The sequence below is a fragment of the Streptomyces sp. Qhu_M48 genome, from assembly GCF_051305195.1.
Lineage (GTDB): Bacteria > Actinomycetota > Actinomycetes > Streptomycetales > Streptomycetaceae > Streptomyces.
Genome location: NZ_CP195432.1, coordinates 7,272,647 through 7,296,532, shown reverse-complemented (window position 1 = coordinate 7,296,532; position 23,886 = coordinate 7,272,647). Strand labels below are relative to the sequence as shown.

At 70.7% G+C, this 23,886-nt stretch carries 19 protein-coding genes; 16 read left to right on the top strand and 3 right to left on the bottom strand.

What is annotated here, in order from left to right; all coding sequences use genetic code 11:
* Positions 1 to 2 precede the first annotated feature (2 nt).
* The 15 genes from ACRRSS_RS32730 to ACRRSS_RS32660 all read left to right on the top strand — a co-directional run bounded on the left by ACRRSS_RS32730 (position 3) and on the right by ACRRSS_RS32660 (position 17,455).
* The gene (locus ACRRSS_RS32730; RefSeq protein WP_024756031.1) at positions 3 to 557 is read left to right on the top strand and encodes a NuoB/complex I 20 kDa subunit family protein; all 555 of its coding nucleotides are present in this window, start codon (positions 3 to 5) and stop codon (positions 555 to 557) included.
* Positions 554 to 1,300: an NADH-quinone oxidoreductase subunit C gene (locus ACRRSS_RS32725; RefSeq protein WP_435974616.1), complete on the top strand. Its 747-nt coding sequence runs from the start codon at positions 554 to 556 to the stop codon at positions 1,298 to 1,300. The genes ACRRSS_RS32730 and ACRRSS_RS32725 overlap by 4 nt, the downstream gene beginning before the upstream one ends.
* Entirely contained in the window at positions 1,300 to 2,676 is a 1,377-nt protein-coding gene (locus ACRRSS_RS32720) for an NADH-quinone oxidoreductase subunit D (RefSeq protein ID WP_435974615.1), read from the top strand. The genes ACRRSS_RS32725 and ACRRSS_RS32720 overlap by 1 nt, the downstream gene beginning before the upstream one ends.
* Positions 2,673 to 3,413, top strand: coding sequence for an NADH-quinone oxidoreductase subunit NuoE (gene nuoE, locus ACRRSS_RS32715; protein WP_435974614.1), 741 nt, complete (start codon positions 2,673 to 2,675; stop codon positions 3,411 to 3,413). The genes ACRRSS_RS32720 and nuoE overlap by 4 nt, the downstream gene beginning before the upstream one ends.
* Positions 3,410 to 4,762, top strand: coding sequence for an NADH-quinone oxidoreductase subunit NuoF (gene nuoF, locus ACRRSS_RS32710; RefSeq protein ID WP_435974613.1), 1,353 nt, complete (start codon positions 3,410 to 3,412; stop codon positions 4,760 to 4,762). Before nuoE ends, nuoF begins: the two co-directional genes overlap by 4 nt.
* Positions 4,759 to 7,257: an NADH-quinone oxidoreductase subunit G gene (locus tag ACRRSS_RS32705; protein ID WP_435974612.1), complete on the top strand. Its 2,499-nt coding sequence runs from the start codon at positions 4,759 to 4,761 to the stop codon at positions 7,255 to 7,257. The genes nuoF and ACRRSS_RS32705 overlap by 4 nt, the downstream gene beginning before the upstream one ends.
* Positions 7,254 to 8,615, top strand: coding sequence for an NADH-quinone oxidoreductase subunit NuoH (gene nuoH / locus ACRRSS_RS32700; RefSeq protein ID WP_351902358.1), 1,362 nt, complete (start codon positions 7,254 to 7,256; stop codon positions 8,613 to 8,615). The genes ACRRSS_RS32705 and nuoH overlap by 4 nt, the downstream gene beginning before the upstream one ends.
* On the top strand, positions 8,590 to 9,186 hold the full coding sequence (gene nuoI / locus ACRRSS_RS32695) for an NADH-quinone oxidoreductase subunit NuoI (protein WP_435974611.1): 597 nt from the start codon (positions 8,590 to 8,592) through the stop codon (positions 9,184 to 9,186). Before nuoH ends, nuoI begins: the two co-directional genes overlap by 26 nt.
* Positions 9,183 to 10,019 carry an NADH-quinone oxidoreductase subunit J gene (locus ACRRSS_RS32690; RefSeq protein ID WP_435974610.1) on the top strand — a complete coding sequence of 279 codons (837 nt, stop codon included), beginning with the start codon at positions 9,183 to 9,185 and terminating at the stop codon, positions 10,017 to 10,019. The genes nuoI and ACRRSS_RS32690 overlap by 4 nt, the downstream gene beginning before the upstream one ends.
* The gene (gene nuoK / locus ACRRSS_RS32685; protein WP_148005711.1) at positions 10,016 to 10,315 is read left to right on the top strand and encodes an NADH-quinone oxidoreductase subunit NuoK; all 300 of its coding nucleotides are present in this window, start codon (positions 10,016 to 10,018) and stop codon (positions 10,313 to 10,315) included. The genes ACRRSS_RS32690 and nuoK overlap by 4 nt, the downstream gene beginning before the upstream one ends.
* Positions 10,316 to 10,326: 11 nt before the next feature.
* The gene (gene nuoL / locus ACRRSS_RS32680) at positions 10,327 to 12,222 is read left to right on the top strand and encodes an NADH-quinone oxidoreductase subunit L (protein WP_435974609.1); all 1,896 of its coding nucleotides are present in this window, start codon (positions 10,327 to 10,329) and stop codon (positions 12,220 to 12,222) included.
* Between the two features lie 5 nt (positions 12,223 to 12,227).
* The gene (locus ACRRSS_RS32675) at positions 12,228 to 13,814 is read left to right on the top strand and encodes an NADH-quinone oxidoreductase subunit M (protein ID WP_435974608.1); all 1,587 of its coding nucleotides are present in this window, start codon (positions 12,228 to 12,230) and stop codon (positions 13,812 to 13,814) included.
* A complete protein-coding gene (gene nuoN / locus ACRRSS_RS32670; RefSeq protein WP_435974607.1) occupies positions 13,811 to 15,472 on the top strand; it encodes an NADH-quinone oxidoreductase subunit NuoN in 1,662 nt (553 codons plus the stop codon). Before ACRRSS_RS32675 ends, nuoN begins: the two co-directional genes overlap by 4 nt.
* A 178-nt stretch (positions 15,473 to 15,650) precedes the next feature.
* Positions 15,651 to 16,580, top strand: coding sequence for an AraC family transcriptional regulator (locus ACRRSS_RS32665; protein ID WP_435974606.1), 930 nt, complete (start codon positions 15,651 to 15,653; stop codon positions 16,578 to 16,580).
* A 44-nt stretch (positions 16,581 to 16,624) separates the two neighbouring features.
* Positions 16,625 to 17,455, top strand: coding sequence for a carbohydrate-binding protein (locus tag ACRRSS_RS32660; RefSeq protein WP_435974605.1), 831 nt, complete (start codon positions 16,625 to 16,627; stop codon positions 17,453 to 17,455).
* Positions 17,456 to 17,458: 3 nt separating this feature from the next.
* Here ACRRSS_RS32660 and fahA read toward each other — a convergent pair whose 3' ends face one another.
* Positions 17,459 to 18,685, bottom strand: coding sequence for a fumarylacetoacetase (gene fahA, locus ACRRSS_RS32655; RefSeq protein ID WP_435974604.1), 1,227 nt, complete (start codon positions 18,683 to 18,685; stop codon positions 17,459 to 17,461).
* 289 nt (positions 18,686 to 18,974) lie between these two features.
* Between fahA and ACRRSS_RS32650 the strand changes: the two genes are divergently transcribed.
* Positions 18,975 to 20,288 (top strand): peptidase, encoded by a 1,314-nt coding sequence (locus ACRRSS_RS32650; RefSeq protein WP_435974603.1) that lies wholly within the window; start codon positions 18,975 to 18,977, stop codon positions 20,286 to 20,288.
* 51 nt (positions 20,289 to 20,339) lie between these two features.
* Here ACRRSS_RS32650 and ACRRSS_RS32645 read toward each other — a convergent pair whose 3' ends face one another.
* Together ACRRSS_RS32645 and ACRRSS_RS32640 are read right to left on the bottom strand one after the other, a co-directional pair.
* Entirely contained in the window at positions 20,340 to 22,337 is a 1,998-nt protein-coding gene (locus ACRRSS_RS32645) for a CocE/NonD family hydrolase (RefSeq protein ID WP_435974602.1), read from the bottom strand.
* Between the two features lie 9 nt (positions 22,338 to 22,346).
* Entirely contained in the window at positions 22,347 to 23,852 is a 1,506-nt protein-coding gene (locus ACRRSS_RS32640; protein ID WP_435974601.1) for a peptide MFS transporter, read from the bottom strand.
* Positions 23,853 to 23,886: the final 34 nt, after the last annotated feature.

Genomic DNA, 23,886 nt, shown 5'->3' with positions numbered 1-23,886 from the left:
CTATGGGACTCGAAGAGAAACTCCCGAGCGGCTTTCTGCTGACGACGGTCGAACAGGCCGCGGGCTGGGTGCGCAAGGCGTCCGTGTTCCCCGCGACCTTCGGCCTCGCCTGCTGCGCCATCGAGATGATGACCACCGGAGCCGGCCGGTACGACCTGGCCCGCTTCGGCATGGAGGTCTTCCGCGGCTCACCGCGCCAGGCCGACCTGATGATCGTCGCCGGCCGGGTCAGCCAGAAGATGGCGCCGGTCCTGAGGCAGGTCTACGACCAGATGCCCAACCCCAAGTGGGTCATCTCCATGGGCGTCTGCGCCTCCTCGGGCGGCATGTTCAACAACTACGCGATCGTCCAGGGCGTCGACCACATCGTGCCGGTCGACATCTACCTGCCCGGCTGTCCGCCGCGCCCGGAGATGCTGCTCGACGCGATCCTCAAGCTCCACCAGAAGATCCAGACCTCCAAGCTCGGCGTGAACGCCGAGGAGGCGGCCCGGGAGGCGGAGGAAGCGGCGCTCAAGGCGCTGCCGACCATTGAGTTGAAGGGTCTGCTCCGGTGAGCGACGAGACACCCAATCCCGAGAAGGACCTCAGCGCGCAGAACCTGCCGGGGCAGCGCGGGGATCACGGCGAGGAGGTCCGCCTCCAGCGCGGCATGTTCGGCGCGAACAACGGCGGCGACACCTCCGGCTACGGCGGACTCGTCCGCTCGATCCGGATGCCCGGACCGTCCGGCCGCCCGTACGGAGGGTGGTTCGACGAGGTCGCGGACGAACTCGAAGGCGCGCTGGAGGAGCAGGGGCTGCTCCCGGAGAACGCCATCGAGAAGACCGTCGTCGACCGCGGCGAGCTCACCTTCCACATCGCGCGCGAGCACCTCGTCCGGGTCGCCCGCACCCTCCGCGACGACCCGGCGCTCCGCTTCGAGCTCTGCACCGGCGTCTCCGGCGTCCACTACCCGGGCACGGTGACATCCCAGGAGGTGGGCCGCGAGCTGCACGCCGTCTACCACCTGCGCTCGCTCACCCACGGCCGGCTGATCCGCCTGGAGGTGTCCGCCCCGGACGCCGACCCGCGCATCCCGTCCCTCGTCGCCGTCTACCCGACGAACGACTGGCACGAGCGCGAGGCGTACGACTTCTTCGGCATCGTCTTCGACGGCCACCCCGCCCTCACCCGGATCATGATGCCGGACGACTGGCAGGGCCACCCGCAGCGCAAGGACTACTCCCTCGGCGGCATCGCGGTCGAGTACAAGGGCGCCCAGATCCCGGCTCCGGACCAGCGGAGGTCGTACAGCTGATGTCCACGTCCCACTCCCACACGTCTCCCGACCACCACCCCTCACCGAGTCCCTCCGGGACGCCCCTTTCGCATTCCCGAGAGACCACAGAAGGCACCGTCTACACGGTGACCGGCGGCGACTGGGAAGAGGTCGTCCAGTCGGCGGCCAAGGCCGACGACGAGCGCATCATCGTCAACATGGGCCCCCAGCACCCGTCCACCCACGGCGTGCTCCGGCTCATCCTGGAGATCGACGGCGAGACCGTCACCGAGGCCCGATGCGGCATCGGCTACCTCCACACCGGCATCGAGAAGAACCTCGAGTACCGGACCTGGACGCAGGGCACCACCTTCGTCACGCGCATGGACTACCTCACCTCGTTCTACAACGAGACGGCGTACTGCCTCGGCGTGGAGAAGCTGCTCGGCATCACCGACCAGATCCCGGACCGGGCCAGCGTCATCCGGGTCCTCCTGATGGAGCTCAACCGGCTCTCCTCCCACCTGGTGTGCATCGCCACCGGCGGCATGGAGCTCGGCGCCACCACGATCATGATCTACGGCTTCCGGGACCGCGAGATGATCCTGGACCTGTACGAGCTGATCACCGGCCTGCGCATGAACCACGCGTTCATCCGCCCCGGCGGCCTCGCCCAGGACCTCCCGCCCGGCGCCGTCGACGCCGTGCGCGAGTTCGTGAAGACCATGAAGAAGAACCTGCCGGAGTACGACAAGCTCGCCACCGGCAACCCCATCTTCAAGGCCCGCATGCAGGACGTCGGCTACCTCGACCTCACCGGCTGCATGGCGCTCGGCGCCACCGGACCGATCCTGCGCTCGGCGGGCCTCCCGCACGACCTGCGCAAGGCCGACCCGTACTGCGGCTACGAGGACTACGACTTCGAGGTCCCGACCGCCGACACCTGCGACTCCTACGGACGCTTCCTCGTCCGCCTGGAGGAGATGCGGCAGTCCCTCCGGATCGTCGAGCAGTGCCTCGACCGCCTGGAGCCGGGCCCCGTCATGGTCGGCGACAAGAAGATCGCCTGGCCCGCGCAGCTCGCGCTCGGCGCCGACGGCCTCGGCAACTCCACCGACCACATCGCGAAGATCATGGGCACCTCCATGGAGGCCCTGATCCACCACTTCAAGCTGGTCACCGAGGGCTTCCGGGTCCCGCCTGGGCAGGCCTACACGGCCGTCGAGTCCCCCAAGGGCGAACTCGGCGTCCACGTCGTCTCCGACGGCGGCACCCGCCCCTTCCGGGTCCACTTCCGCGACCCGTCCTTCACCAACCTCCAGGCCATGGCCGCGATGTGCGAGGGCGGCCAGGTCGCCGACGTCATCGTCGCCGTCGCCTCCATCGACCCCGTGATGGGAGGCGTCGACCGATGACCGACCAGATCAGTCTGGGGATGCCCCAGCTCCCCGCGCCCGCGTACCCGGCCGAGGTCCGCGCCCGTCTGGAGGAGGACGCCCGGGCGATCGTCGACCGCTACCCGGACTCCCGCTCCGCCCTCCTGCCGATGCTGCACCTCGTGCAGTCGGAGGAGGGCCATGTGACCCGTACCGGCATGGCGTTCTGCGCCGAGTTCCTCGGCCTGACCACCGCCGAGGTCACCGCCGTCGCCACGTTCTACACGATGTACCGGCGCAAGCCCTCGGGCGATTACCAGGTCGGCGTCTGTACGAACACGCTCTGCGCGGTCATGGGCGGCGACGCCATCTTCGAGGAGCTCAAGCGGCACCTCGCCGTCGGCAACAACGAGACGACCGACGACGGCAAGATCACCCTCGAACACATCGAGTGCAACGCGGCCTGCGACTTCGCCCCCGTGGTGATGGTCAACTGGGAGTTCTTCGACAACCAGACCCCCGAGTCCGCCAAGGCGATGGTGGACGACCTGCGGGCCGGCCGGACCGTCGAACCCACCCGCGGTGCCCCGCTCTGCACCTTCAAGGAGACCGCCCGCATCCTCGCCGGCTTCCCCGACGAGCGCCCCGGCGCCGTCGAGGCCTCCGGCGGAGCGGGCCCCGCCTCCCTCGTCGGCCTGCGCCTGGCCAAGGGCGAGCAGCCGAACCACCGAATCGTCCACCCGCGCGGTGAGACCTCCGGTCAGGAGGGGGAGTGATGACCTTGGCCGCCGAGATCAACAACAGCAGCCCCGAGAAGCTTCTTGCCCCGGTCCTCTCGGCCTTCTGGGACCAGCCCGACTCCTGGACCCTGGAGACCTACGAGAGGCACGAGGGGTACCGGGGACTCAGGCGGGCCCTCGCGATGAGCCCCGACGACCTCATCGCGTACGTCAAGGAATCCGGCCTCCGCGGACGCGGCGGCGCCGGCTTCCCCACCGGCATGAAGTGGCAGTTCATCCCGCAGGGCGACGGCAAGCCGCACTACCTCGTCGTCAACGCCGACGAGTCCGAGCCCGGCACCTGCAAGGACATCCCGCTCCTCTTCGCCAACCCGCACTCCCTCATCGAGGGAATGGTCATCGCCTGCTACGCGATCCGCTCCGAGCACGCGTTCATCTACCTGCGCGGCGAAGTCGTGCCCGTCCTGCGCCGCCTCCACGAGGCCGTGCGCGAGGCCTACGCCGCCGGCTACCTCGGCCGGAACGTCCTCGGCAGCGGACTGAACCTCGACATCACCGTGCACGCCGGCGCCGGCGCGTACATCTGCGGCGAGGAGACCGCCCTCCTCGACTCCCTCGAAGGGCGCCGCGGCCAGCCCCGGCTGCGCCCGCCCTTCCCCGCCGTCGCCGGTCTGTACGCCTGCCCCACCGTGGTGAACAACGTCGAGTCCATCGCCTCCGTTCCCGCGATCCTCAACAAGGGCAAGGAGTGGTTCACCTCGATGGGCAGCGAGAAGTCCCCGGGCTTCACGCTGTACTCGCTCTCCGGGCACGTCGTCTCGCCCGGCCAGTACGAGGCCCCCCTCGGCATCACCCTGCGCCAGCTCCTCGACATGAGCGGCGGCATGCGCCCCGGCCACCGGCTCAAGTTCTGGACCCCCGGCGGCTCCTCCACCCCCATGTTCACCGACGAGCACCTCGACGTGCCCCTCGACTACGAGGGCGTCGGCGCCGCCGGATCGATGCTCGGCACCAAGGCACTCCAGTGCTTCGACGAGACCACCTGCGTCGTCCGTGCCGTCACCCGCTGGACCGAGTTCTACGCCCACGAGTCCTGCGGCAAGTGCACCCCCTGCCGCGAGGGCACCTACTGGCTCGTCCAGTTGCTCCGCGACATCGAGGCTGGCAAGGGCAAGCTCTCCGACCTCGACAAGCTCAACGACATCGCCGACAACATCAACGGCAAGTCGTTCTGCGCCCTCGGTGACGGCGCCGCCTCGCCGATCTTCTCCTCGCTGAAGTACTTCCGCGAGGAGTACGAGCAGCACATCACCGGCCGGGGCTGCCCCTTCGACCCCGCCAAGTCGACCGCCTGGGCGGACAACCACAAGGAGGTGTCGGCATGACGGTCACCACGGCCGGCCCGGCCGGCGGCGGCTCCCCGGCCGTACCGCCCGAGGATCTCGTCACGCTGACCATCGACGGCATCGAGATCTCCGTCCCCAAGGGGACCCTGGTCATCCGCGCCGCCGAACAGCTCGGCATCGAGATCCCGCGCTTCTGCGACCACCCGCTCCTCGACCCCGCCGGCGCCTGCCGCCAGTGCATCGTCGAGGTCGAGGGCCAGCGCAAGCCCATGGCCTCCTGCACCATCACCTGCACCGACGGCATGGTGGTGAAGTCACAGCTCACCAGCCCCGTCGCCGAGAAGGCCCAGCACGGCGTGATGGAGCTGCTGCTCGTCAACCACCCGCTGGACTGCCCGGTCTGCGACAAGGGCGGCGAGTGCCCCCTGCAGAACCAGGCCATGTCCCACGGGCAGTCCGAGTCCCGCTTCGAAGGCGTCAAGCGCACCTACGAGAAGCCCGTACCGATCTCCACCCAGGTGCTCCTCGACCGCGAGCGCTGCGTGCTCTGCGCCCGCTGCACCCGCTTCTCCAACCAGGTCGCGGGCGACCCCATGATCGAGCTGATCGAGCGCGGCGCGCTCCAGCAGGTCGGCACCGGCGTGGGCGACCCCTTCGAGTCGTACTTCTCCGGCAACACCATCCAGATCTGCCCGGTCGGCGCCCTCACCTCGGCCGCCTACCGCTTCCGCTCCCGCCCCTTCGACCTGGTCTCCTCGCCGTCGGTGTGCGAGCAGTGCGCGGGCGGCTGCGCCACCCGCACCGACCACCGGCGCGGCAAGGTCATGCGGCGGCTCGCCGCCGACGACCCGGAGGTCAACGAGGAGTGGATCTGCGACAAGGGCCGCTTCGGCTTCCGCTACGCCCAGCAGCGCGACCGGCTCACCACCCCGCTCGTCCGGAACCCCGGCACCGGTGAGCTGGAGCCCGCCTCTTGGCCCGAGGCCCTGGAGGCGGCCGCCCGCGGTCTCGTCCGCGGCCGCACCGGCGTCCTCACCGGAGGCAGGCTGACCGTCGAGGACTCCTACGCGTACGCCAAGTTCGCCCGGGTCGCCCTCGACACCAACGACATCGACTTCCGGGCCCGGATCCACTCCGGCGAGGAGGCCGACTTCCTCGCCTCCGCCGTCGCCGGACGCGGCCGCGACCTGGACGGCACGGGTGTCACGTACACCTCGCTCGAAGCCGCCCCGGCCGTCCTCCTCGTCGGCATCGAGGCCGAGGAGGAGGCCCCCGGCGTCTTCCTGCGGCTCCGCAAGGCCTGGCGCAAGCACGGCCAGAAGACCTACGCGGTCGCCGCCTTCGCCACCCGCGGCCTGGCGAAGGCGGGCGGCACCCTGCTGCCCGCCGCCCCCGGCACCGAGACCGAGTGGCTCGACGCGCTCACCTCCCGGGTCGGTCTCGAAGGCGACGGACTCGCCGCCGCCGAGGCCCTCCGCCAGGAAGGCGCGGTCCTCGTCGTCGGCGAGCGCCTCGCCGGCGTCCCCGGCGCCCTCACCTCCGCCCTGCGCGTCTCCGCCGCCACCGGCGCCCGGCTCGTGTGGATCCCGCGCCGCTCCGGCGAACGCGGAGCCGTCGAGGCCGGAGCGCTCCCGGCGCTGCTGCCCGGCGGCCGGCCCGCGACCCACCCCCGCGCGCGGGAGGAGGTCGCCGGCGTCTGGGGCGTCCGCGAACTCCCGCACCGCTACGGGCGCGACACCGGCCAGATCGTGGAGGCCGCCGCCACCGGCGAACTCGCCGCGCTGCTCGTCGGCGGCGTCGGCGTCTCCGACCTGCCGGACCCGGCACGCGCCCGCGAGGCCCTCGACGCGGCCTTCGTGGTCTCCCTGGAGCTGCGGCCCAGCGAGGTCACCGCGCGCGCCGACGTCGTCCTTCCGGTCGCCGCCGTCGCCGAGAAGCCCGGCACCTTCCTCAACTGGGAGGGCAGGGCCCGGATGTTCGAGGCCGCGCTCAAGCCGGAACAGATGACCCGGTCCCTGTCGCCGTCGGACGGGCGCGTGCTCCACATGCTCGCCGACGCCCTCGACGTCCACCTGGGCCTGCCCGACCTCAGGGCCGTACGCCGGGAACTCGACCGGCTCGCCGGCTGGACCGGGGAGCGGGCCTCCGAGCCCGTCGAGCCCGGCCAGGCCGCGCCCCGGCCCGGCGACGGAGAGGCCGTCCTCGCCGGACACCGACTCCTGCTCGACCTCGGCCGCCTCCAGGAGGGCGACACCGCCCTCGCCGGCACCCGGCACGCGGCGGTCGCCCGGCTCTCCGCCGCCACCGCCACCGACACCGGCGTCAAGGACGGCGACACCCTCGAAGTCACCGGGCCCACGGGCTCCGTCGCCTTCCCGCTCCAGGTCACCGAGATGCCCGACCGCGTCGTCTGGCTCCCGCTGAACTCGGCCGGCCGCGGCGTCCTCTCCGACACCGGCGCCCACCCCGGCGACCTGGTCCGCATCGGCCCGGCGAGCCCGAGCCCCGTCGATGTCACGGAGGTGCAGGCATGACCACGCCACTCGCCGCCGAAGACCTGTCCATGTTCGGTACGGACCCCTGGTGGCTCGTCCTGATCAAGGCCGTCTTCTGCTTCGCCTTCCTCATGATCACCGTGCTCTTCTCCATCGTGTGGGAGCGCAAGGTCGTCGCCTGGATGCAGCTGCGCGTCGGCCCCAACCGGCACGGCCCCTGGGGCCTCCTCCAGTCCCTCGCGGACGGCATCAAGCTGATGCTCAAGGAGGACGTGATCGTCAAGAAGGCCGACAAGGTCGTCTACGTCCTCGCCCCGGTCATCGCGGCCATCCCGGCGTTCATGGCGATCGCCGTGATCCCGTTCGGCCCGGCCGGCAACGAGGTCTCGATCTTCGGCCACCGCACCGCGATGCAGCTCACCGACCTGCCGATCGCGATGCTGTACGTCCTCGCGGTCGCCTCCGTCGGCATCTACGGCATCGTCCTCGCCGGCTGGTCCTCCGGCTCCACGTACCCGCTGCTCGGCGGCCTCCGCTCCTGCGCGCAGATGATCTCGTACGAGATCGCCATGGGCGCGGCCTTCGCCTCCGTCTTCCTCTACTCCGGGTCGATGTCGACCTCGGCGATCGTCGAGGCGCAGGCGGACCGCTGGTTCGTGATCCTGCTGCCGGTCTCGTTCATCATCTACATCGTCACGATGGTCGGCGAGACCAACCGCGCCCCGTTCGACATGCCGGAGTCCGAGGGCGACCTCGTCGGCGGCTTCAACACCGAGTACTCCTCCATCAAGTTCGCGATGTTCATGCTCGCCGAGTACGTGAACATGGTGACGGTCTCGGCCGTGTCGGTCACCCTCTTCCTGGGCGGCTGGCGGGCCCCGTACCCGGTCTCCACCTTCTGGGAGGGCGCGAACCACGGCTGGTGGCCGATGCTCTGGTTCGTCCTCAAGGTGCAGCTGCTTCTCTTCTTCTTCATCTGGCTCCGCGGCACCCTGCCCCGCGTCCGCTACGACCAGCTGATGAAGCTCGGCTGGAAGGTCCTCATCCCGGTCTCCGTGGTCTGGCTCATGCTCGTCGCCACCGTCCGGGCGCTGCGGAACGAGAACATCGCCTTCACCAACATCGTCCTGTACGTCGCCGGAGCCGTCCTCGGACTGCTGCTGCTCTCCTTCGTGGTCGACGTGTTCCGCGACCGGAAGGCGAAGGCGGGTGCGGCCGGGCCGGCCGACACGCGCTCCTTCGACCCGATGGCCGGAGGCTTCCCCGTACCGCCCAAGCCCGGACAGTCGCTGCCGGCCGTCCCCCGGCGCAGGCCCCGGCACGAGCGGGACCTCGTCGCCAGCGGCGCCCCCGATTCTGCCTCTGCGAGTGATGGAAAGGAGACGGACGGTGTCTGACTTCCAGAATCCGGTGGCCGGCTTCGGCGTGACCTTCAAGGCCATGTTCAAGAAGCGGCTGACCGAGCAGTACCCGGAGCAGCAGAAGACGACGGCGCCCCGCTTCCACGGCCGGCACCAGCTCAACCGTCACCCCGACGGTCTGGAGAAGTGCGTCGGCTGCGAGCTGTGCGCCTGGGCCTGTCCCGCCGACGCCATCTACGTCGAGGGCGCGGACAACACCGAGGAGGAGCGCTACTCGCCCGGCGAGCGCTACGGCCGCGTCTACCAGATCAACTACGCCCGCTGCATCCTCTGCGGGCTGTGCATCGAGGCCTGCCCCACGCGCGCGCTGACGATGACCAACGAGTTCGAACTGGCCGACTCCTCCCGCGAGAACCTGATCTACACCAAGGAGCAGCTCCTCGCGGGCCTTGAGGACACCATGGTCGACAGCCCGCACGCGATCTACCCGGGCATGACCGAGCAGGACTACTACCTGGGCCTCGTCACCGACGCCGCGCCCGGTACGGTCCGCCAGGTCGCCGTGTCCAAGGGGGAGAAGGGCGAACCGGAGGGGTCGGACGCATGAGCGCGAACCTCCAGGCCCTCGCCGCCTCCACCACGTCCTCGGGCGAGGCCGTCCAGTTCTGGGTCCTCGGCACCGTCGCCGTCGTCGGGGCCCTCGCCACGATCCTGATGAAGAAGGCCATGCACAGCGCCCTGTCGCTGGCCGGCACGATGATCGTCCTGGCGGTCTTCTACCTCGCCAACGGCGCGTACTTCCTCGGCATCGTCCAGATCGTCGTCTACACCGGCGCGATCATGATGCTCTTCCTCTTCATCGTCATGCTGGTCGGTGTCACGGCCGCGGACTCGCTGAAGGAGACCATCAAGGGCCAGCGCTGGTGGGCCGCCGCCTGCGGCCTCGGTTTCGGCATCCTGCTCATCGCCGGAATCGGCCAGGCCTCGCTGACCGAGTTCACCGGTCTCGGCGCGGCCAACTCGGCGTACGGCGGGAACGTCGAGGGCCTCGCCGCCCTCATCTTCACCAAGTACGTCTTCGCCTTCGAGATCACGGGCGCGCTCCTCATCACCGCCGCCGTCGGCGCGATGGTGCTCACCCACCGCGAGCGCACCGAGCGCGCCGCCACCCAGCGCGAGCTCTCCGAGCAGCGCGTCCGGGACGGCAAGCACCTGCCGCCGCTGCCCGCCCCCGGCGTCTACGCCCGGCACAACGCCGTGGACATCGCCGGTCTGCTGCCCGACGGCACCCCGTCGGAGCTCACCGTCATGCAGACCCTGCGCAAGCGGGGCCAGATCCGGGACGTGTCCACCGAGGCACTGGCCGACCTCAAGGCCCTGGAGCAGCGCTCCGAGGAGCGGCTCGGCCGGGACCGGGACGAAGAGGAGGCCACCCGGTGAACCCCGTCAACTACCTGTACCTCGCCGCCCTGCTGTTCACCATCGGTGCGGTCGGGGTGCTCATCCGGCGCAACGCGATCGTGGTCTTCATGTGCGTCGAGCTGATGCTCAACGCCTGCAACCTCGCGTTCGTCGCCTTCTCCCGCATGCACGGAAACCTCGACGGCCAGATCATCGCCTTCTTCACGATGGTCGTCGCCGCCGCGGAGGTCGTCGTCGGGCTCGCGATCATCGTGTCCGTCTTCCGTGCCCGCCACTCGGCCTCGGTCGACGACGCCAGCCTGATGAAGCTGTAAGGGGCGGAATTGTGGACAACCTGATTGCGCTGCTCATCGCGGCGCCCCTGCTGGGAGCGGTGGTCCTGCTCTGCGGCGGCCGACGGCTCGACAAGGTCGGGCACTGGATCGGCACGCTGCTCGCGGCCGCCTCCTTCGCCGTCGGCCTGGCGCTCTTCGCCGACATGCTCGGCCGGAGCGCCGACGACCGGGCCCTGCACCAGCGGCTCTTCACCTGGATCCCCGTCGAGGGCTTCCAGGCGGACATCGCCTTCCAGCTCGACCAGCTGTCGATGACCTTCGTCCTGCTGATCAGCGGGGTCGGCACGCTCATCCACGTCTACTCCATCGGATACATGGAGCACGACGAGCGCCGCCGCCGCTTCTTCGGCTACCTCAACCTGTTCGTCGCGGCGATGCTCCTGCTCGTCCTCGCCGACAACTACCTGCTCCTGTACTTCGGCTGGGAGGGCGTCGGCCTCGCCTCGTACCTCCTGATCGGGTTCTGGCAGCACAAGCCCAGCGCGGCCACCGCCGCCAAGAAGGCGTTCCTGGTCAACCGGGTCGGCGACATCGGCCTCTCGATCGCCATCATGATCATGTTCACCACCTTCGGCACCTTCGCCTTCGGGCCGGTGTTCGGGGCGACCGGCGAGACGAGCCAGGGCACGCTGACCGCGATCGGTCTGATGCTGCTCCTCGCCGCCTGCGGCAAGTCCGCCCAGGTGCCGCTGCAGTCCTGGCTCGGGGACGCGATGGAGGGCCCGACCCCGGTCTCGGCCCTCATCCACGCGGCCACCATGGTGACCGCCGGTGTCTATCTGATCGTCCGCTCCGCCGACATCTTCAACGCCGCCCCGGACGCCCAGACCGTGGTCGTCGTGGTCGGCGCGGTCACGCTCCTCTTCGGTGCGATCGTCGGTTGCGCCAAGGACGACATCAAGAAGGCCCTCGCCGGGTCGACGATGTCGCAGATCGGCTACATGATCCTGGCCGCCGGCCTCGGTCCCATCGGCTACGTCTTCGCGATCATGCACCTGGTGACCCACGGCTTCTTCAAGGCCGGGCTGTTCCTCGGCGCCGGTTCGGTCATGCACGGCATGAACGACGAGGTCGACATGCGGAGGTACGGCGGCCTGCGGAAGTACATGCCGGTCACCTTCGTCACCTTCGGCCTCGGCTACCTCGCGATCATCGGCTTCCCCGGCCTCTCCGGCTTCTTCTCCAAGGACAAGATCATCGAGGCGGCCTTCGCCAAGGGCGGCACCGAGGGCTGGATCCTCGGCGCGGTCACCCTCCTCGGCGCCGCCATCACCGCGTACTACATGACCCGCGTGATGCTCATGACCTTCTTCGGTGAGAAGCGCTGGCAGCCCGACGCGGAAGGCCACGAGCCGCACCCGCACGAGTCCCCGAAGTCCATGACGATCCCGATGATCGTGCTGGCCTTCGGGTCGGTCTTCGCGGGCGGCCTGTTCAGCGTCGGCGACCGGTTCGTGAAGTGGCTGGAGCCCGTCACGAACTTCGAGCACGGCCACCCGCCGATCAGCGCCGGAGCCATCACCACCGCCACCGTCGCCGTCATGGTGATCGGCGTCGGCCTCGCCTACCTCCAGTACGGGCGCGGGCCCGTCCCGGTCGTCGCACCGCGCGGCTCGCTCCTCACCCGGGCCGCCCGCCGCGACCTCCTCCAGGACGACTTCAACCACGCCGTCTTCGTCCGCGGCGGCACCCACCTGACCCGCTCCCTCGTCTACGTCGACCACACCCTGGTCGACGGCGTGGTCAACGGGACCGCGGCCTCCGTCGGAGGACTCTCCGGCCGGCTGCGCAAGCTCCAGAACGGCTACGCCCGCTCGTACGCGGTCTCCATGTTCGGAGGTACGGCGGTGCTCATCGCCGCGACCCTGCTGATGAGGGCGGTGTAACCACCATGTCTTTCCCCCTCCTTACGGTGACGGCAGCGGTTCCGGCGATCGGTGCGATCCTCACCGCCGCCGTCCCCGCCGCCCGCCGCACCGCCGCCAAGTGGCTGGCGCTGCTGGTCTCGCTCGCCACGCTCGTGCTCGCCGCCGTCGTCTTCGTACGGTTCGAGCCCGGCGGCGAGCGGTACCAGCTGACCGAGTCGCACGCCTGGATCAAGGACTTCGGGGTCCGCTACGAGCTCGGGGTCGACGGCATCGGGGTGGCGCTCATCGCGCTCACCGCGCTGCTCATCCCCTTCGTGATCCTGGCCGGCTGGCACGACGCCGACCCCCTGGAGACGAAGAGCAGCCGCTGGCGGCCGACCCAGGGCTTCTTCGCCCTGATCCTCATGGTCGAGGCGATGGTGATCCTCTCCTTCGAGGCCACCGACGTCTTCCTCTTCTACATCCTCTTCGAAGCCATGCTCATCCCGATGTACTTCCTCATCGGCGGCTTCGGCGACCGCGCCCACGCGGGCTCCGACGAGAACGCGGCGGCCCAGCGCTCCTACGCGGCGGTCAAGTTCCTCCTCTACAACCTGGCCGGCGGCCTCATCATGCTGGCCGCCGTCATCGGGCTCTACGTGGTCGCGGGGAACTTCTCGCTCACCGAGATCGCCGCGGCCCGCGCCGACGGCTCGCTGGAGATGGCGACCAGCACGGAGCGCTGGCTCTTCCTCGGCTTCTTCCTCGCCTTCGCGGTGAAGGCGCCGCTCTGGCCGCTGCACACCTGGCTGCCGAACGCGATGGGGGAGGCGACCGCCCCGGTCGCCGTCCTCATCACCGCCGTCGTCGACAAGGTCGGCACCTTCGCGATGCTCCGCTTCTGCCTCGGACTCTTCCCCGAGGCCTCGAAGTGGGCCACCCCGGCGATCATCGTCCTCGCGCTCATCAGCATCGTGTACGGGGCGCTGCTCGCCGTCGGCCAGCGGGACATCAAGCGCCTGGTCGCCTACGCGTCGATCTCGCACTTCGGCTTCATCATCCTGGGCATCTTCGCGATGACCAGCCAGGGCCAGTCCGGTGCCACGCTCTACATGGTCAACCACGGCATCTCGACGGCCGCGCTGATGCTCGTCGCCGGATTCCTGATCTCCCGGCGCGGCTCGCGGCTCATCGCCGACTACGGCGGGGTGCAGAAGGTCGCCCCGGTGCTCGCCGGCACCTTCCTCATCGGTGGTCTCGCGACCTTGTCGCTGCCCGGGCTCGCCCCGTTCGTCAGCGAGTTCCTGGTCCTGGTCGGCACCTACGCCCGCTACCCGGTGGCCGGTGTCATCGCCACCACCGGCATCGTCCTCGCCGCGCTCTACACCCTCGTCCTGTACCAGCGGACGATGACCGGGCCGGTGAAGGAGGAGGTGCGGGAGCTGCCGGACCTCCGGGCGCGTGAACTGGCGGTGGTCGTCCCGCTGATCGCGATCCTGATCTTCCTCGGGGTCTTCCCGAAGCCGCTGACGGACGTCGTCAACCCGGCCGTGCAGCACACCATGTCCGACGTACGGCAGACGGACCCCCAGCCCGCCGTGCCTGTCCAGAACGCGGAGGCAGCCAAGTGAGCACATCCGCTGTCGCAACCTCTGTCCACAGCCTGTGGACGACCGCTGCCGAGCCGCTGGACAAGATCCCGGCACCCCACATCGAGTACACGCAGCTCTCGCCCGTGCTCATCGTGGTCGGCGCCGCGATCGTCAGCGTCCTCGTCGAGGCCTTCGTGCCCCGCAAGGCCCGCTACCACAGCCAACTGTTCCTCAGCGTGGTGGCGCTCGCCGCCTCCTTCGCCGCCATCGTCGGCCTGGCGGCCGGCGGCTACGGCTCCACCAAGGCCCAGATCGCGGCGATGGGCGCCATCGCCGTCGACGGACCCGCCCTCTTCCTCCAGGGCACCATTCTCCTCGCCTCGATCGTGGCGATCTTCACCTTCGCCGAGCGCAGGCTCGACCCGGCCGACCACGGCCACAAGGTCGACTCCTTCGCCGCCGAGGCCGCCGCCGTCCCCGGCAGCGACCACGAGAAGGCCGCCGTCAAGGCCGGGTTCACCACCACCGAGGTCTTCCCGCTGGCGCTCTTCGCCATCGCCGGCATGCTGGTCTTCCCGGCCGCCAACGACCTCCTGACGCTCTTCGTCGCCCTGGAGGTCTTCTCCCTCCCGCTGTACCTGCTCTGCGCCGTCGCCCGCCGCAAGCGGCTGATGTCGCAGGAGGCGGCCGTCAAGTACTTCCTCCTGGGCGCCTTCTCCTCGGCCTTCCTGCTCTTCGGCATCGCCCTGCTCTACGGCTACGCGGGCTCCGTCTCGTACGCCACGATCGCCCAGGTCGTCGACGGCTCGATCGCCTCCGTGAACCCGGCGCTCGCCGACACCATGGGCAACGACGCACTGCTGCTCATCGGCTTCGCCATGATCCTCACGGGGCTGCTCTTCAAGGTCGGCGCCGTGCCGTTCCACATGTGGACCCCGGACGTCTACCAGGGCGCCCCGACCCCGGTCACCGGCTTCATGGCCGCCGCGACCAAGGTCGCCGCGTTCGGCGCGATGCTCCGCCTGCTGTACGTGGTGCTGCCGGGCCTCACCTGGGACTGGCGGCCGGTCATGTGGGGCGTCGCCATCGTCACCATGCTGGGCGGTGCGATCGTCGCCATCACCCAGACCGACATCAAGCGGCTCCTGGCGTACTCGTCGATCGCGCACGCGGGCTTCCTGCTCGCCGGTGTCATCGCGGCCACGCCGAGCGGAATCTCGTCCGTCCTCTTCTACCTGGGCGCCTACTCCTTCGTGACGATCGGCGCCTTCGCCGTCGTCACGCTGGTCAGGGACGCGGGCGGCGAGGCCACCCACCTCTCCAAGTGGGCCGGACTCGGGCGCCGTTCCCCGCTCGTCGCGGCGGTCTTCGCGGTCTTCCTGCTCGCCTTCGCCGGCATCCCGCTCACCTCCGGCTTCTCCGGCAAGTTCGCGGTCTTCAAGGCGGCGGCGGAGGGCGGCGCGGGCGCGCTCGTCGTGGTCGGCGTGATCTCCTCGGCGATCGCCGCCTTCTTCTACATCCGGGTGATCGTGCTCATGTTCTTCAGCGAGCCGAAGGCGGACGGCCCCACGGTCGCCGTGCCCTCGGCCCTGACGACGCTCACCATCACGGCCGGTGTGGTGGTCACGGTGGTGCTCGGCTTCGCGCCGCAGTACTTCCTGGACCTGGCGAACCAGGCGAGCGTCTTCGTCCGGTAGACCGGACCACACGCGCGAGGGGCCCGGCTCGGGGGCGAGCCGGGCCCTTCGGCGTACCCGGCGCCCGCCCTCGGGGCCCGTACCCGGGGGCCCGGGCGCGGGGGTGACCCGTGGGGGGTTCCGTGCCATCGTGTGAGCCGCCCAATGGTCTGTACCACCAGGAGGGGGAAGCGGCACGATGAGCGACACCACCGCGTTACCGGGAACTCCCTGCGCCACCCCGCGAGCCGGCGACCCGCCCATGCACCGCCTGGAGGTCCGGCTCCCCGACCAGGTGCCCTTCGCCGCCGGCACCTTCGACACCATCGGCCCCATGTCCCGGGCCGCCTTCCCGCACCGGCACACCTTCTACGAGATCGTCCACGTCACCGCCGGCACCGGCACCCATGTCGTCGACCTCGCCCGCTGGCCGCTCCACCCGCCCCACCTGGGCCTCATCCTCCCCGGACAGCTGCACCACTGGGAGGACGCCCGCGGCCTCGACGGCAGCGTCGTCCTCTTCACCGAGGACTTCCTCCTCGACCACCCCGGCGACCGCGCCCTCCTGCGCCGCCTCGGCGAACGGCCCTGGCTCACCCTCGACCCGGCCACGCACGCGCGTACCGGCCGGCTGATGGCCGAACTCGTCGAGGAGTACGGGCACGGCGCCGACGGCTTCGCGACCGTCCTGCGCTCCCTCCTGCACGTCCTCCTGGTCCGCACGGCACGGCTGCGCGGACCCGGCACCCACACGCCGCCGCCCGGCAGACCCGCCGCTGTCGCCGAGGAGTTCGCCCGGCGGCTCGCCCGTACCGGAGCGGAGGGCAGGACCGTGCGCGAGTGCGCCGAGCTGATCGGCGTCACCCCCGGGTATCTCGCCGAGGCCGTCCGCGCCGCCACCGGCCGCACCCCCGGCGCCCTGCTGCGCGAGGCCCGCGCCCGGGAGGCCCAACGCCTCCTCGTCGGAACCGGGCTGTCGATACGTCAGATCGCGTCCCGGGTCGGCTTCGACGACCCCGCGTACTTCTGCCGCTTCTTCCGCCGCGAGACGGGACGCAGCCCGGGGGACTTCCGAAAACACCACGACCGCCGTGATCCGTCCATCGAAGACCGCGACCCGCCCGCCTAGGTTCGTTGCGATCCCCCAGCCCCCCACGCGAGGAGCAGGCAGGCATGGACAACGAGACCAGCACCGGGCACGTCACCCGCAAGGCGGTGCTGCGGGCCGCCCTCGCGGCCGGCATCGCGGCCCCCGCGGTCCTCATGGGCGTACCGGCACTCGCCCGGACCCTCACCGCCGGAGACGTGGCACCCGCCCTCACCCCGGAGTGCGACGACGGCGACGACCCCACCCCGCCCCAGACCGAAGGCCCCTACTTCAAGCCCAACTCACCGCTGCGGACCAGCCTCGTGGACGCCGGCACGGCCGGCGTGCGGCTCACCGTCAGCGGCTACGTCTTCGGCCTCGCCTGCCGGCCGATATCCGGCGTCCTGCTCGACTTCTGGCAGGCCGACACCAACGGCGCCTACGACAACACCGGATTCCGCTTCCGCGGCCACCAGTTCACCGACGCCCAGGGCGCGTTCAGGGTCACCACGATCGTGCCCGGCCTCTACCCGGGCCGCACCCGGCACCTCCACGTCAAGCTCCAGGCCCCCGGCCGCCCGGTGCTCACCACCCAGCTGTACTTCCCGAACGAGCCCCGCAACAACACCGACACCATCTTCGACCCGCGGCTGCTGATGACCGTGCGGGACGCGGGCGGCGCCCGTGAGGCGGCCTTCGACTTCGTCCTGAACGTGCCGCAGACCCCTGGCCCGAGCCCCACGCCCACGGCCACCGCCACGACCCGGCCGCCGGGGGGCGGCTGGGCCGTGGGGACCGCCTACCGGGCCGGGGACGCCGTCACCCACGGCGGGCTCGGCTATGTGTGCCTCCAGGCGCACACGGCCCAGCCCGGCTGGCAGCCGCCGAACGTCCCCGCCCTCTGGCGGACCGCCTGAGTCTCAGGCGGAGGGCGCGATCCGGCCCCGGACCTCGCCGAGCGCCACCCGCGTGCCGTCCGGGCCCGGAGCCCACGCCGTCAGGACGACCTCGTCGCCGTCCTCCAGGAACGTCCGCTTGCCACCGGAGAGTTCGAGGGCGTCCCGGCCGTTCCAGGTGAGCTCCAGGAGCGAACCGCGCTGGTTCACCTCGGGGCCCGAGACCGTGCCGGAGCCGTACAGGTCACCCGTGCGCAGCGAGGCGCCGTTCACCGTCATGTGGGCGAGCTGCTGGGCGGCCGTCCAGTACATGGTGGAGAACGGCGGCTCGGCCACCACCTCGCCGTTGATCTCCACCGTGATCCGCACGTCGAAGCCGCCCGGCTCCTCCTCGTCCGCGTCGTCCAGGTACGGAAGCAGCGGGAGGTCCCGCGCGGGCGGAGCGGTCCGGGCGGCGTCCAGTGCCTCCAGGGGCGTCACCCACGCCGACACCGAGGTCTGGAACGACTTGCCGAGGAACGGGCCGAGCGGCACGTACTCCCAGGCCTGCACGTCCCGCGCCGACCAGTCGTTGAGCAGCGTCAGACCGAAGACGTGCTCCCGGAAGTCGCCGAGCGCGACCGGCCGGCCCAGCTCCGACGGCGTGCCGACCAGGAAGCCGACCTCCGCCTCGATGTCCAGCTTGACCGAGGGGCCGAAGACCGGGGCCGCGTCCGTGGGCGCCTTGCGCTGCCCGGAGGGGCGGACGACATCGGTGCCGGAGACCACGACCGTGCCCGCGCGGCCGTGGTAACCGATCGGCAGATGCTTCCAGTTGGGGGTGAGCGCGTCGCCGTCGGGGCGGAAGATCCGGCCCACGTTCGTCGCGTGGTGCTCGCTCGCGTAGAAGTCGACGTAGTCCGCCACCTCGTACGGCAGGTGCAGGGTCACCGCGTCGAGGGGGTGGAGCAGCGGCTCGACGTCCGCCCGGTGCGCGGGCACCGTCACCCAGGCCGTGAGGGCCCGGCGGACATCGCGCCAGGCGGTCCGCCCGGCCGCGAGCAGCGGGTTGAGGTTCGGCCGGTCGAGGAGCGTCGCGTACGGCGAGCCGAGCGCGTGCGCCGCGGCACCCGCGTCCAGCACATGCCCGCCGATCCGGACGCCGAGCCTGCGCCGGCCGGGCTCGTCGGCGGTGGAGAAGACGCCGTACGGGAGGTTGTGCGGGCCGAAGGGATCGCCCTCGGCCAGGTCGAGCGGGCTGTGCTCGGACATGGGTACGTGCCTCGCTTTCCACGGGTGTGGGGGACACGTTACGGGTCGGGCCGCCGGGCGCGGATGACATGGATCACACAGAAAGTGCGGCCTCCGTGAGCAACTGTCCGCCTTCACGCGCTTTGTGTGCCGGGCGGGCTCCGAAACCGGCTCCGAGCTGCGAAAACGGGACTCCCGCAAGGCCGTTCCCGGCCATACGATCACGGTGGTACCGCGCCGCGTGATGTTGCCGCAGGCACGTGCCCCGCATTTCTTCCACCTTCCCTGACCAGGAAAAAGGTCCCGCACTGTGAAGATTCGTCGCATTCTCGCGACCGCCGTGGCCGCCGCCGTGACCACTCCGGTCCTGCTCCTCTCGGCCGCTCCCGCGTTCGCCGACACGAAGCCGTCCCCTGCGTCGACGCAGAAGCCCGCGTCGGACGAGGAGGACGAGGGGCCGACGCTGGAGGAGCTGAAGGCCGCCGTCGCGCTGGCGCAGAAGGAGTACGACGAGGCCGTCGTCGCGCACGACAAGGCCGCGAAGGCCTTCAAGGCCGTGGACAGCGCCGACCACCGGCTCCAGGTCGCCGTCGCCGACGCCAAGAAGGCCGCGGACGCCGCGGCCGCGGCCAAGACCGCCGCCGACGCGGAGCTTGCCAAGGCGGAGAAGGCCCTGGCCGAGCTGCCCGTCGACGCCACCGAGGAGCAGAAGACGGCCGCCACCGCGGCCGTCACCGCCGCGAGGAAGACGGCCGACGAGGCCACCGCGGCCAAGACCGCCGCCGACACGGAGTACACCGAGGCCGACACGGCCCGCGACGAGGCCCTGATCGCCGCCGCGCAGCTGGAGGAGCTCACCAGGAAGGTCAAGGAGACCGCCGCCGAGAAGCTCGCCGAGGCCAAGGAAGAGCTGGAGTTCTTCGAGGAGATCGGCGAGGACTGCAAGGAGGACAACGCGGTCAAGGTCGCGCTGAGCGGCCCGAAGTCGATCACCGTCGGCACGAGCGCCGTCTTCTCGCTCCGCGTCACCAACACCACCGACCGGACCCTCGACGCGGTCGAGGCCTACGTCGGTGCCGCCGCCCTCGCCACCGAGGAGGACGAGGACGGCTACTTCAAGCAGTTCATCACCATCGAGTGGACCGGTGCCGGCAACCCGCACTGGACCGACACCGCCGACTCGTTCGACGCCGTCGACGTCGGCGAGCTCGCCAAGGGCGCGACCGCCGACATGAAGCTCCGCCTCACGCTCGACAGCAAGACCCCGGTCGGCCCCGGTGCCACCTTCGCCGTCGGCGCGTACGAGAACGACGACGAGACCTGCGGCATCGGCAAGACGTACGCCAACGCCCACTTCGACATCCTCGCGGCCAAGACCGACAAGCCGGAGCCGAAGCCGACCCCGTCGGAGACCACCGCGACGCCCACCCCTGCGCCCACCACCGGTGGCAACAACACCACCCAGCAGGGCGGTTCGTCGAACACCCCGATCAGGGGCACCCTCGCCGCCACCGGCGCGAACGACCACCTGAACCAGATCGGCCTCGCGGCCGGTGCCGCCGTCGCCCTCGGCGCCGGCGCGATGTTCGTCGTCCGCCGCCGCAAGGCCGGCGCGAACGTCTGATCCGACGCGAAGGCGCCCGTACCGGCCTCGGTACGGGCGCCTTCCGCGTCCTCACCCCGCCGTGCGCGGGATCCGCTTCTCCCAGGTGCGGTGGAAGACGACCTCGCCGCCCTCCTTGCACACCACCTCGTTCGTGGTGAGGAAGTCGTCCGCGTCGCAGGCGATCTCCGAGCGGGTGTCCACGGTGACGTCCCAGGCCGTCTCCGGCCGGTGCAGCCGGATCGTCCACTCCGAGCGGGTGCGGGCGGACAGGGGGCCGCTCTCGTCGATCGTGTACGTCTCCAGGGCGTCCTCCGTGAACTCCAGGCCGTCCGGGTACACGCGTGTCCCGCCGTACCTCGGGTCGACCTCCAGGGTCCACTCGCCCTTCGCCACGTCCCTGACCACCACCCGCTCCGGGCGGGGCTCCTCCAGGGTGCGGGGGAAGACCACGCCGAGCGGTTCGGCCTGCTCCGGCTCCTCCCAGGTGACGGCGTCCTCGGTGGGGCGGCGCACCGGCAGGGTGAGGGAGGAGCCCGCCGGGTCGAGGGTGAAGCCCGCCGCGTCGGGCTGCGGCCAGATCCACGGCCAGTACGTGGAGGAGACCGCGAGCCGCACCCGGTGGCCGGGCGCGAAGGAGTGGCCGATGCCGTTCAGCTCGAAGACGAAGCCCTCCGTCTCGCCGATCTGGGCCTCCACGGCCCGGTCGCGGCCGTAGCGGGCGGAGAAGTTGAGCGCGCCCCGGGTGACGAGGGTGGAGGAGCCGTCGGGGGCGATGTCGCAGAGCCGGGCGATGACCTGCCCGGTCGGGGCGGCCGTGCGCAGGGCGAGGTTCACGGACGGCCGGCCGAGGATCTCGACGGGGCCGCCGTCCTCGGGGACGGGGAAGTCGAAGCAGGCCGAGTGGGCGTCCTCCTCGCGCTGGTCGGGCGGCAGGTCGGCGTCGTTGCCGAAGGGGAAGAAGCGGCCCGCGTCGAGCCCGGTCTGCTGCGGCGAGTCGACCACGACCGGGGCGCCCTGGAAGGCGTACGTGACGGGGGTGACGTTCGGGGAGGGCCAGGCGGGTTCCGTGACCCAGCGGCCGGGCAGCTCCTCGTACACGGTGGCCGGGAGGTGCGAGTCGCTGATCCAGGAGCGGAGCAGCGGTTCGGCCATCACGTCGTTCTCGGCGCCCTTGAGGTGGTGGTCCCACCAGCGCAGGGTCTCCTGGAGGAAGCCGATCGCGGGGCCGGGCGGCAGGCCGCGGTCCGGGTACTGGTGGGACCAGGGCCCGATGATGCCGCGCACCCGGTCCTGGGGGAGGTGCTGGGCGAGCCGCAGGACGGTGTCCCGGTACGGGTCGTGCCAGCCGCCGACGGCGAGGACGGCGGCCTTGATCGCCGGGTAGTCCTCGCAGACGCTGCCGTGCCGCCAGTAGTCGTCCCTGGTCTGGTGGGCGAGCCAGGTGTGGACGAAGGGCTCCACGGTCTCCAGGCGCTTCAGCCACATCTCGCGCCACTCCTCACCCACGTACCGCGGGTCGGGCGGGCGGCAGACGAAGGCGAGCATGGTGGCGGCCCAGGCGTGCATGTCGACGCCGAGGACGGAGCCGCCCATGTAGTGGACGTCGTTGTCGTAGCGGTCGTCGGTGGAGCAGACGGTGACGACCGCCTTGAGCGGTTCGGGGGCGAGGGCGGCGATCTGGAGCGAGTTGAATCCGCCCCAGGAGATGCCGAACATGCCGACCTTGCCGGTGCACCAGGGCTGCTCGGCGAGCCAGTTCACGACGGCGACGCCGTCGGCGAGCTCGACCGGGTCGTACTCGTCGCCGGGCAGGCCGTCGCTGTTGCCGTGGCCGCGGACGTCGACGCGTACGGAGGCGTAGCCGTGGCCCGCGTACCAGGGGTGGCGCTGCGCGTCGCGGGGCGCGGTCCAGTCGGTGAGGCGGTAGGGCAGGTACTCCAGCAGGGCCGGTACGGGCTCGTCGGTGACGGGGCGCCACACGCGCGCGTACAGCCTCGTTCCGTCCGGCAGCGGGATCCGGACGTCCTCGCGCCGGATCTCGTACGGGAACTCGGTACGGATCTTCATCTCGGCTCCCTAGTGGACGGGGTGCATGGTGCGGCGCAGCCAGGGCGCCAGGGCGATCACGACGAGGCCGACGGCGACGGCCACGGCGCCGTTCACGCCGAAGTAGACGGGCTTGGAGACATCGTCGTAGAGCTTCACGGTCTGCGCCTGGATGCCGTTGGCGAGAGCGAGGGAGAGGAACCAGAGCGACATGGTCTGGCTGGAGAAGGCCTTCGGCGCGAGCTTGCTGGTGGCGGACATCCCGGAGGTCTCCAGGAGCACGTCACCGAGGCCGAGCAGCAGGTAGGAGCCGACGATCCACCACGCGGCCATCCGGTACGTGTCGTCGGCGTGCCCGGAGGTCGGCAGGACCATCAGGAGGAACGACAGACCGCCGAGGATCACCCCGTACGCGATCTTGTTGGAGGCGTGCGGCTGCCGGTGCCCCATCCGGGCCCAGAGGGCGGCCACCACCGGGGCCAGGAGAACCTCGAAGGCGCCGAGGGCGGAGGCGTACCAGCTGGCGGGGAAGTCGAAGCCGAGGATGGTCGTGCGGGCGTTGGTGGACGCGAGCAGGATCATCGTCGAGTAGGCCTGGAAGAGGATGAAGTTGAAGACCACCGAGGCCAGGAAGAGCACGATGTACGGCTTGAGGCGGCCCCGCTCCTCGGCCGTGACCCGGGGGCTGGTGAACATCACCCAGAAGTAGACGACCGGGGCGATCACCGAGACGAGGGTCAGCAGGTCCACGAACCGGTCCATGGTCAGCCAGCCCGCGAGCGCCAGGCCCGTGCCGACGGCGGCCGCCACGACCGCGCCGACGACCATCAGCCGGACCGCCCCGCGCATGGCGTCGGGGGCGAGCGCGAACTCGGCGGAGTGCTTGCGCCCGGCCAGGTGACGCCGGCCCGCCACGTACTGGATCAGGCCGAAGGTCATGCCGATCGCCGCCGCCGAGAAACCCCAGTGGTAGCCCTTGTGGTCGGCGAGCCAGCCGGTGATCAGCGGACCGGCGAAGGCCCCGATGTTGATGGCCATGTAGTAGAGGGCGAAACCGGCGTCCCGGCGGTCGTCGTCCGTCCGGTACAGCTTGCCGACCATGGTCGCCACGTTCGGCTTGAGCAGCCCCGTGCCCGCGCTGATCAGACCGAGGCCCACCCAGGTCATGGCGGCGGTCGGCACCGCCATGGCGTAGTGGCCGCAGGCGATCAGGACGCCGCCCCAGAGGACCGCGCGGTACGAGCCGAGGACGCGGTCCGCGAGCCAGCCGCCGGCCACCGAGACCAGGTACACGAGGGTGCCGTAGGCGGCGGAGACCGAGGCGGCGGTGCCCGACGCCATGCCGAGGCCGCCGTCGGAGACCGACGCCGCGAAGTAGAGGACGAGGATCGCCTGCATGCCGAGGAACGAGAACCGCTCCCAGACCTCCAGGCCCGACAGGGTCAGCAGACCCCGTGGGTGTCCGAAGAAGCCGTGGTCGTCCTCGGGAGGCGGCTGCTCGCCGCCCGTGTCGGTGTCGATCGCTGTTCGGGACAAAAGGACTACTCCTGGTCGTATGAGCTGATCCCGA